The sequence below is a fragment of the Microvirga aerilata genome (assembly GCF_016743775.1).
In the GTDB taxonomy this organism is placed as follows: domain Bacteria; phylum Pseudomonadota; class Alphaproteobacteria; order Rhizobiales; family Beijerinckiaceae; genus Microvirga; species Microvirga aerilata.
This window is the reverse complement of record NZ_JAEQMY010000020.1, coordinates 74,266-84,133: the sequence shown is the minus strand read 5'-3', so window position 1 is coordinate 84,133 and position 9,868 is coordinate 74,266. Positions and strand designations below refer to the sequence as shown.

The window sequence follows — 9,868 nt, the reverse complement described above, 5'->3', positions numbered from 1 at the left end:
AACCCAAAGCCGCCGCACACACCGCGCAAAACAGCCAGGGAGGCGCTCATATAAACAATCAAGCAAAGACTGCAAGGGGATTGTTTGGCGCCTCAACATATCGCGTGAGGGAAGCCAGAGTGCTGTCTTAAGAAATATAAGTATCAGACCTGCCGTTTTGAAGGGGCAATCCCGATGGCAGCCTATCGAAATGCCGATCGGGCTCTGCCAAGCAAGGCAACGCGACCAGGAGGCCTCAAGGGGCTCTATCCGGGCCTGGCGCTCTGAATTTAATATGAAAGAGGCGGCTCATGCGAGCCGCCTCTTTAGGCTTCGATGGGCTTTGCAGATTACTCGATGACCTGGACGACTTCCCGGGTCTGCGGGTCGACCAGCACGGTCTGGTCGTTGACGATGGTGTAGCTGTAGGAGTTCTGAAGGCCGACGTTCGGGGGAACGGAGTAGAGCCTCACGCGAGGCGGCAGGGGTTGGCCGACGACCACTTCTTCGGACACGCGGATCGACGGACGGCGCTGGGCGACCACATAGCTGCGAACACGAGTCGATTCCTCAGCCGTGAGCGCGCCGCCGACTGCGGCACCGGCCACACCGCCGACAACGGCGCCGACCGGCCCGCCGACGACGGCGCCGGTTACCGCCCCTCCCGCTGCGCCTGTGGCAGCACCGCTCTGGCAAGCGGCGAGGGGAAGGGCCAGGATTGTCAGGAGAGCAGCCGAGCTAAGGATATGATTGCGCATGACGGATTCCTTTCCGATTGGCATCATGCGAACGCCGGAAAGCTTAGCCGGTTCCCTCGGGGGCCAACAGATCGGCTCCGGGTTCCCCGGACTTCGGTCGGCAATTCACGCGAATAACCGCTAGGTCGATCCTTGGACGCAGGTTAGCCTCCAGGCGTTGCCGTGTTGCCCTAAGACGCATCGCTCGGTGTAGGCCACAGGATCATCAAGGAGAGAAGCATGACGGGAAGTGCCAAGGTTGCAATCGTGACAGGTGCTGGAACCGGGGTCGGCAAGGCCATCTGCGCCGGCCTGTTGGGCGCCGGCTATAGCGTCGCGATGGCGGGGAGGCGGCAAGAAGTACTTGAAGCGGCAAACCAAGAGATCGGCGGCGAGGGTGCCTCGACCCTTCTCGTCCCCACCGACATCACGGACCCGTCCTCCGTCTCGGCCCTGTTCGCTGCAACCACGCAGGCTTTTGGAAGGCTCGATCTTCTCGTCAACAATGCCGGCATGGGCTCTCCGGCTATCCCTCTGGAAGACATCCCGCTCGAGCAGTGGCGAACCGTCGTCGACACCAACCTGACAGGGGCCTTCCTCTGCACCCAGGAGGCGTTTCGGATAATGAAGGCTCAGGATCCAAGAGGCGGGCGCATCATCAACAACGGTTCGGTCTCGGCTTATGCGCCGCGTCCCCTCTCGGCTCCTTATACGGCCACCAAGCACGCCGTTCTGGGGCTGACGAAATCCACGTCCCTCGACGGCCGCGCCTATGACATTGCCTGTGGTCAGATCGACATCGGCAATGCGGCCACGGACATGACGGCCCGAATGACGGAGGGTGTGCTGCAGCCCAACGGGACGCTTGCGCCGGAGCCGAGGATCGACCCAAAGCATGTTGCCGATGCGGTGCTCTACATGGCAAGCCTGCCGCTGGATGCGAATGTTCTCACCATGACGGTCATGGCAACCAAGATGCCGTTCGTCGGCCGTGGCTGAAGACACATTCCCGTGACCGCGGCATTCCTCGTCTGGGAACCAAGCTGGGCAGGTCCATCTCATTCTGATGGCCGGTCCTAAAACAGCCGCGATGTACGGCTTCCATTCAGGTTGTTTCCAGCAAGGTTCAATCCGCCGACGACGGCATGTCTCGGCAGGTTGTGCCGATAACCCTCTCGTGGAGTGCAGCTTTCTGATGACGGCGACGGAATGAGCGCGATTCTCGTCAAGATTTTCGCAACGGCCCTGACATTGAGCCAGGTTCTCGTCGATCCGGATTCGGTGAAGACCACCTTCGATCCCGTGCGGGATCAGGCGGAAGTATCGGAGATCCTCAAGAGCGGCTGCACGCACATGCGCCGCGCCTTCGATATCGAGGACATCAACCTCGATGATCTGATCGCCACGGCCATGGAGGATCCGCAGGCCATCGCCGGGGACATGAAGGTCCTGCAGGGATTGAGCTTCAGCGACCTTCACGCGAGCTACCGCCTGTTCTGCAAGAACGAGAAGGTCGAGCCGGCGCCCGTCGATCTCGGCGAGGTGATCTCATACTACAATGCGGCCGTGGCTGGTCTTCCCGATGTAGGCAAGCTGAAGGGTCTCAAGCTGCCGGGTGTCAGCGTCGTCCTCGACGGAAGCGGCAAGCGCTTTGCGGAGGTGTTCGAACCGGACCATCGGCGCATCTGGGTTCCCCTGTCGGATATCCCAAAATCCGTCCAGCAGGCCTTTGTCTCGGCCGAGGACAAACGCTTCTACCAGCATCGCGGCGTCGACGAGCGCGGGGTGATCCGCGCTTTCGTCGGCAACTTCGCCAATCCAGGGCGGCCGGCCGGAGGCTCCACCATTACCCAGCAGGTGGCCAAGAACCTGCTGGTTGGCGACGACGTCACTTACGACCGCAAGATGCGGGAGATGATCGTCGCCTCCCGCATCGAGCGCACGCTCAGCAAGGCCGAGATCCTGGAGATCTATCTCAACTCCATCTATCTCGGGCGCTCCTCCTGGGGCATCGAGATGGCGGCCCGCAGCTATTTCGGAAAAGGCGTCAAGGCACTCTCCGTTTCCGAGGGGGCTCTTCTGGCAGGGCTGGCGAAGGGGCCGAACTATTACAATCCCGATACTCGAGCGGAGCGAACGCAGGAGCGCATGGCCTATGTGTTGAGCCGCATGCAGGAGGATGGGTTCCTGAAGTCGGAGCAGGTGCAGCAGGCGGTCGTGTCCCTGCCGCAACGCGTGCCGATCGAGCGCACCCGGCGGACGACAGGATTTCACTTCGTCGATCACGTGAGCCGCGACGCGCGCACGTTGGCCGACATCGAGAAGCTTACCGCAGGCGCCTATACGGTGCGCTCCACGCTCAATCCCGCCCTGCAGCAGGCGGCTGAGGCTGCGCTGCAGGAGGGCTTGGCGCGCTATGAGCTGAGCATCGGGCGGCAGCGCTATCAGGGAGCCGAGATCAATCTCGCCGAGGCCATCAAGGCCTTCGAGGGCAAAAATGATGCCGCGGCCGCTCCCGCGTGGCGGCGCGCGCTGGAGGCGGCGCGACTGCCTTTGTATGACGTGCATTGGCCCGCAGCCGTGGTGATCGAGAAAGGGAAGGATAAAAAGAGCGGTGCGAACGTGCTGCGCGTCGGATTGAAAGATGGAAGCATCCTGTCCCTGAATGCCTGGGAGGCTGCTCGCCGCGACATCAAGCTCCACGATGTCGTGCGGGTCCGGGTGATCGAGCAGAAGGGCAAGGGGACTGTTCGTGCCGATTTGCGCACGCCTCCTTCCGTTCAGGGCGGAGCCGTCGTGCTGGAGAACAAGTCCGGCCGAATCCTCGCGATGACAGGCGGGTTCTCCTATCCCTTAAGCCAGCTCAACCGCGCCACTCAGGCTCACCGGCAACCAGGCTCCGCCCTCAAGCCGCTCACCTATCTGGCTGCCCTGTCCAAAGGGCTTCAGCCCAACACCCTGATCTGGGACACGCCCGTGACCCTGCCGCCCGTAAGCGGCGAGGCCAATGCCAGAGCGCGGGATTATTGGAGCCCGAAGAACTATGACGGCACCGGCTCGGGCATCATGACCCTGCGCCGGGCGCTGGAGAACTCCAAGAACCTGGTGACGGCGCGGCTTCTCGACGGAGGCATCGAGTCCACTCCCGAGCAAAGCCTGAAGCGGGTGTGCGAACTTGCCCTCGAGGCGCAGCTCTACCTGGAATGCACGCCGCATTACCCCTTCGTGCTCGGCGCGCAGCCGGTGAGAATTCTCGACATCGCGGCCTTCTATGCCGCCGTGGCCAACGAGGGCGCCATGCCGGTGCCTTACGCGATCGAATCCGTCGAGGAGAACGGACGCGCCATCTACAGCCGCAAGGCGAATGCGCCAGTGCGGCTTGGGTCTGCCGATCCGGCGGCCTTCTATCAGTTGAAGACCATGCTGCAGGGGGTGTTGGAGCGCGGAACGGCCCGTTCCCTGAAGGCACTTGCTCCCTTTGCCGCAGGCAAGACGGGCACATCGGACAACGAGAACGATGCCTGGTTCGTCGGCTTTACCAACGACGTGACCATCGCCGTCTGGGCAGGACACGACAATGCCGACGGCAAGCGGCGGACGCTTGGGCGCGGCCAGACAGGCGGGAAGGTCACGGCTCCGATCTTCCAGTCCATTCTGCAGGCGGCCTGGGAGCACCATGCACCGAAGGCGCCTCTCGGTCCGCCGTCTCCGCAGGCGGCAAAGCAGCTCATCACTTTGCCGATCGATCTCAACACGGGCGACCGGCTGACGGACGGGCAAGGCAAAGGCTTCATGGAGCATTTCCGCCTGAACTGGCTCGGGCGGCTCAGCGAGACGCAGTTCCGTCTCGTGCCGCAGGATGAGGCCTACGCTTTCCGCAATCCTGATCTGTGGAGCGACGGCGACGATAGGGGCGGGGGCTCGCAGTATGAAAACGAGGGGCCCTACGCCGAGGGGCCCGGTTGGCTCGATGGCCTGCGCCAGATGATTCCGCCGTCGCGGCGCCAGGCTGATCCGGAATCGGTTTTCCGCCGGTGGTGGGACGAGGAGGAACCTCCGCGCAGGTCCCGGCGCGTCGATCCCGATTATTTCTGGCGCAACGGACAGGTTTATTGATGATATCGAAGATGGCATTCGGGCAGGCGCTGATCGCTGCTGTCGCCTTGCTGGCCTCCGTGGGGCCAGGGGCGGCTCAAGGGTTCAAGATCGAGGAGGTCCGCTCCGTCACGGCTGTTGCTCCGGGCCAGCTCAAGCCGAAGACCATCGTGTTCAGCGATCACCGGGACGACAAGCTCACCGATGCCGGGACCGGGCTGATCCGGTTCGCGGACTGGGGGCGTGAGCGGCCGGTGCAGAAGCAGTACCTGAGCCTCTTTCCCGGCTACACGGAGCCCACCATCAAGGTTTCGGTGCACGGAATCGAGAAGTCCTATACCGAGAAGCTCCACATGTATGTTGTGGAAGCCCGCTTCCTGATCGACAAGGCGCCGGGATCGATCGACCTGGCTCGCTATACCCGGCTCGACGTGCTGGAGAAGCTCGATCCGACCATCAAGCACCGGCGCATCACGGCCGAGCAGGCTCTCCCGCAGGTGGACCCGCAAAGCGCCCATAACCGCCACCCCGGTCGACGCTGGTGCGAGGCGCCGCAGAGCCTGTGCATCGAGTCCCGCTATCCGCTCGAGGGCAAGCTGCCCGTCGGCATTCGCTTAGCCAACAAGCTGGAGGAGGGCGGAAAGAAGATTTCCGAGGCCATGGAATTCCAGACCGAGATCCGGGTGCTGCCGGCGGGTGAGATCGACCGGACCGGGCTTTCGAAGCTGACCGGTTTCGAGGCTCCCGTCACCGGCGTCCTGGAACAGACGCTCTTTCAGGTCAATCAGGTGATACAGTTCGGAAAGCTGCTCGCCGTGCTGCAGGAAAACCCCGCGGACAGCAGCAAGACGGTTGCGACCGTGTTCATGGCGCTTGCGGTCGAGACCGACGTTCTGGAACGCAGGAAGGAGTTCGAGAACGTTCCCGTCCTGCGCAACCTCATTCCTGCGCAGGTGCTGATGGGCAAGAGCTCGTTCAACTCGGGCAACTCCATCAGCGCCGGACTTCCCGACTATGTTCGCAACCGCATCCGGTCGATTGCGGATATGCTCGAGCAATAGTGAGGCTGGGGCAGCGGCATGAAAAAGCCCCGTTCCAATCTGCCGAACGGGGCTGTCAAGTCTGCGGAGGCGACAAGGGGTTGCGGGGAATGGTGCCTCCGTACCAAACCAAGCGTTCATCTTGTTCAATGTTCCTTCGCCAACCGTTTCATGAAGCTGGGCAGGCATCAACTTTCGTTGATTGCGCCTCAGGTGTCCCTCGCGTTCGGCTGGTGTGGTGGAACGCCACACCGCATAACAATCCTGGCCTGCGGTTGTTGGAGGGCTGCGCCTGCTCAATCTGCTTTCGTCCGAACGTAACCGCTGCTATCTCCCGAGCCGTGAACCAATCTTGATGCCTCCTGCCCCGGCAGGCGGCCGGCAGCGCTGAGCGAGGTGCTTTCCATGGCCAAGGCCATCCATTCCATGATCCGGGTGCTGGACGAGCAGCGCTCCCTCGATTTCTACCGGAAGGCCTTCGGCCTCGCGGTGGCGGAACGCCTGCCCTTCGCGGGCTTCACCTTGGTCTACCTGAGCAATGAGGAAGGCGATTTCGAGCTTGAGCTGACCATCAACCATGACCGGACCGAGCCTTACGTGCTCGGCGACGGTTACGGGCATTTGGCCTTATCCGTGGAGGATCTCGATGCGGAGCATGCCCGGTTCTCGTCCCTTGGCCTCGAGCCCACGCCGTTGAAGGAACTCAGGCTTGAGGGAAGGCCTGGGGCGAGGTTCTTTTTCGTGCAGGACCCTGACGGCTACAAGATCGAGGTGCTACAGCGCGGCGGTCGCTATAAGTAAGCTTGCAGCCTACAACCCTCCTGTCCCTCGAAGCAACAAGGAGACGGCCGGTGGCTACGCGCCCGATCGTCCGCTTTCCCGACCAGCGCCTGCGCCAGAAGGCGGAGCCGATCATCGCGATCGATGAGGAGATCCGGACGCTTGCTCGCGATCTGACCGAGACGATGCATGCGGCGCCCGGAATAGGCATCACCGCTCCGCATATCGGCATTCTTCGGCGGCTCGTGGTCATCCAGTTGGAAACCGATCCCGAGCCGCACATCTATATCAATCCCGAGATTACCTGGACATCCTCCGAAACGGCCCGCCATGTGGAGGGAAGCGTTTCGATGCCGGGGGTTACGGACGAGATCGAGCGCCCTCAGAGGGTGGGCGTGAGGTACAAGCGGCTTGACGGCACGGAACATGGGGAAGAGGCGGAAGGCCTGATGGCCGTATGCCTTCAGCACGAGATCGATCAGCTCGAAGGCATCTTCTGGATCGACCGTCTGTCGAAATTGAAGCGGGACCGGCTGATCAAGCGGTTCGAAAAGCTCCAGCGTCTCAGGGCGTGATCATGGAGCAGGTCCGACTTTGGAGCTTTGGAAAGCGTGTTTGAGATTTATCGCATCGAGACCTTGGCTTCGGAGGAGGCAGGCGGCGGGGTCGTGCGCCGCATCATGGTCCGCACCGACTCCCTCGAAAAGGCGAAGGAGCGGGCCCTGAAGGTCTTCTCCCTCGCCCGCAGGCCCCAGTCCCGTGAACCGGAGGTCGAGGCCGTTCGGGTGCTGAACGGCGCCGGACACGAGGTCTTCTCGGTCAGCACGAGAGATTGAGCGGTATCGGAGGGATCATGGCCCGGCCTGCGGCGCCAGGGGCTGGGGATAATCCAAACACCATTTGACAGCGTGCTCATTCACCGCTACGAGCGCGCCTCCATCGCAAGAAACGCCCCGGGCGCCAAGCGATGCGAGAGAAATGCGCGGGCGTAGCTCAGTCGGTTAGAGTGCCGGCCTGTCACGCCGGAGGTCGCGGGTTCGAGCCCCGTCGCCCGCGCCACTCTCCTTCAGGGCTGCCGTGCCCAAGGCTGTTATGAGCAGCACTTCATCCCAATCCGAAGATATTACCCCCCGCGCCTTCAGCCGGCGGATCTCCGCCTCGCCTGAATGAACAAAGGAGCCGCTGGGGCTCCTTTGTCAGTGCCAATGAGCACTCGCCGGTGGAACGCCGTCAGGCGATCTTGCCGCCGCCTTGCTTGGTGACGACCAGCACCGAGGGACGGGTCGGCATGCCATCCTTGAAATCCGGCCAGCGGGTGATCGGATTTTCGAAGGTCGACGTCGCGCCTTCTTCCGCCTCTCCGGGATGCTGAACGGCGAGGAACAGCGACTCGTCGTTTGGCGTGAAGAAGGGACCGCACAGCTCGCCGCCGACCGGAACGCGGAAGAAGTGCTTCGAGGTGCCGCGCTTCTCGCCTTCCGTTTCAAGAGCCCAGAGGCCATCGGCCCGGCCCGTGGCCTTTGCGTTGTTGCCGTCCGTGGAAATCCAGAGGCGGCCCTGGCTGTCGATGGCGCAGTTGTCGGGCATGCCGAACCAGCCGTTCTTGGTGGTCTCCGACGAGAAGGTGGCGCCGACGGAGGCGACGGACGGATCGCCGCACTTCACCAGAACTTCCCAGGTGAACGCAGCGGCGGCATGGTTTCCGCCTTCCGGCATCATCTCGACGATATGGCCGAACGCATTGTTCGCACGCGGATTGGCCGCATCCACCTGGTCTTCCTTGCGGCGCGTGTTGTTCGTCAGCATGACGTAGACGCGGTTCGTCTGCGGATTCGCCTCGATGTCCTCGGGACGGTCCATCTTGGTGGCGCCGAGAAGGTCTGCTGCGCGCCGGGTCTCGATCAGCACGTCGGCCTGGTTCTTGAAGCCGTTGGCCTCGGTGAGCGCCCCCTGGCCGTGAACCATCGGGAGCCAGGTGCCCGTGCCGTCCGGGTTGTACTTGGCGACGTAGAGGGTGCCCTCGTCGAGAAGACCCAGGTTGGCGGCGCGGTTCTGCGGGTCGACCTTGCCGGCGGTGACGAACTTGTAGACGTAGTCGAAGCGCTCGTCGTCGCCGAGATAGACCACGTAGCGGCCGTCGCTGTTGGTGATGCCGGCAGCGCCCTCGTGCTTGGTGCGTCCGAGAGCGGTGCGCTTCTTCGGCACGAAGGTCGGATCGAAGGGATCGATCTCGACCACCCAGCCGAAGCGGTTCGCCTCGTTGGGCTCCTTCGTCAGGTCGAAGCGGTCGTAATACTTGCCCCAGGCATAGGCGGGCGTGCCGAGGCCGTAGCGCTTGTAGTTCTTGGCCTCCGCATGATCGTCGCCGAGCTTGCCCCAGAAGTAGCCGTTGAAGTTCTCTTCGCAGCTGAGCCAGGTGCCCCAGGGGGTCACGCCGCCGGCGCAGTTGTTGATCATGCCATTCACCTTGCGGCCGGTGGCATCGGCGGAGGTCTTCATGCGATCGTGGCCTGCGGCGGGGCCGGTGATGTCCATCGGGGTCGCGGCGGTGATGCGACGGTTGTACCTGGAGTCCTTCACCACCTGCCATTGGCCGTTGACGCGGCGGATCTCGACGACAGCGCCGCCATGCGCGGCGATTTCGATGTCGACCAGCTCCTTGGTCATCTTCGAGAAGTTCGCATCCTTGGCGTCCTGGATGCCCACGCCCGGGAACATCAGCTCCTCGTTGGTGTACTCATGATTGGCCACGAGCAGGCCATGGTCGGCCGAGCCGTTGAGCGGGATGAAGCCGATGAAGTCGGTGTTGTAGCCGAACTGGCGCGCTTGGCGTTCGGCAGTCTGGTTCATGGGATCGAACTCAGGCGCATCGGCGAAAATCGGGTCGCCCCAACGCAGCAGAACCTGGGCGTCGTAGCCCTCGGCCACGTGGTGGGTCTGATCGACCCCGGCTTCGATTTCCTTGAAGTCGAAGGAGATCGGGTTCGAAGCTTTTTTGGCCGGCTGTTCGTTCGCGGCCAGGGCACGGGTGCCCACGGTCGCCGAGATCGCCGCGACGGCGAGCGAGCCCCGCAGGAAGTCGCGCCGGTCGAAGCGCGTGGCGATGATCTCGCCCATCGTGAGGTTTTGTGTCGGGTTCACTCCGACATCGCCTGAGTCTTCCAGTTCGCTGGCGCGAAGTCGGCCCTTGTGCTCGTCCATATCGGGTTCTCCGTCTCTTGGGGGACGGAAGCGCAT

Annotated in this window: 8 protein-coding genes and 1 tRNA gene; 7 read left to right on the top strand and 2 right to left on the bottom strand. The window is 62.9% G+C overall.

What is annotated here, in order from left to right:
- Window positions 1-329 precede the first annotated feature (329 nt).
- Window positions 330-737, bottom strand: a complete 408-nt coding sequence (locus tag JKG68_RS15360) for a DUF1236 domain-containing protein (protein WP_202061058.1) — start codon at window positions 735-737, stop codon at window positions 330-332.
- A 219-nt stretch (window positions 738-956) separates the two neighbouring features.
- Here JKG68_RS15360 and JKG68_RS15355 point away from each other — a divergent pair, with 219 nt between their 5' ends.
- The 7 genes from JKG68_RS15355 to JKG68_RS15325 all read left to right on the top strand — a co-directional run bounded on the left by JKG68_RS15355 (window position 957) and on the right by JKG68_RS15325 (window position 7,690).
- Window positions 957-1,715 (top strand): SDR family oxidoreductase, encoded by a 759-nt coding sequence (locus JKG68_RS15355; protein WP_202061056.1) that lies wholly within the window; start codon window positions 957-959, stop codon window positions 1,713-1,715.
- 210 nt (window positions 1,716-1,925) lie between these two features.
- On the top strand, window positions 1,926-4,832 hold the full coding sequence (locus JKG68_RS15350) for a penicillin-binding protein 1A (protein ID WP_202061054.1): 2,907 nt from the start codon (window positions 1,926-1,928) through the stop codon (window positions 4,830-4,832).
- 11 nt (window positions 4,833-4,843) lie between these two features.
- Entirely contained in the window at window positions 4,844-5,872 is a 1,029-nt protein-coding gene (locus tag JKG68_RS15345) for a hypothetical protein (RefSeq protein ID WP_246515460.1), read from the top strand.
- A 384-nt stretch (window positions 5,873-6,256) separates the two neighbouring features.
- Window positions 6,257-6,652 (top strand): VOC family protein, encoded by a 396-nt coding sequence (locus JKG68_RS15340; RefSeq protein WP_202061046.1) that lies wholly within the window; start codon window positions 6,257-6,259, stop codon window positions 6,650-6,652.
- Between the two features lie 50 nt (window positions 6,653-6,702).
- Window positions 6,703-7,206, top strand: a complete 504-nt coding sequence (locus JKG68_RS15335) for a peptide deformylase (RefSeq protein ID WP_202061041.1) — start codon at window positions 6,703-6,705, stop codon at window positions 7,204-7,206.
- 36 nt (window positions 7,207-7,242) lie between these two features.
- The gene (locus JKG68_RS15330) at window positions 7,243-7,467 is read left to right on the top strand and encodes a hypothetical protein (RefSeq protein WP_202061034.1); all 225 of its coding nucleotides are present in this window, start codon (window positions 7,243-7,245) and stop codon (window positions 7,465-7,467) included.
- A 146-nt stretch (window positions 7,468-7,613) separates the two neighbouring features.
- A tRNA-Asp gene (locus JKG68_RS15325) sits at window positions 7,614-7,690 on the top strand.
- A 171-nt stretch (window positions 7,691-7,861) separates the two neighbouring features.
- Here JKG68_RS15325 and JKG68_RS15320 read toward each other — a convergent pair.
- Window positions 7,862-9,832: a PhoX family protein gene (locus JKG68_RS15320; protein ID WP_202061032.1), complete on the bottom strand. Its 1,971-nt coding sequence runs from the start codon at window positions 9,830-9,832 to the stop codon at window positions 7,862-7,864.
- Window positions 9,833-9,868 lie beyond the last annotated feature (36 nt).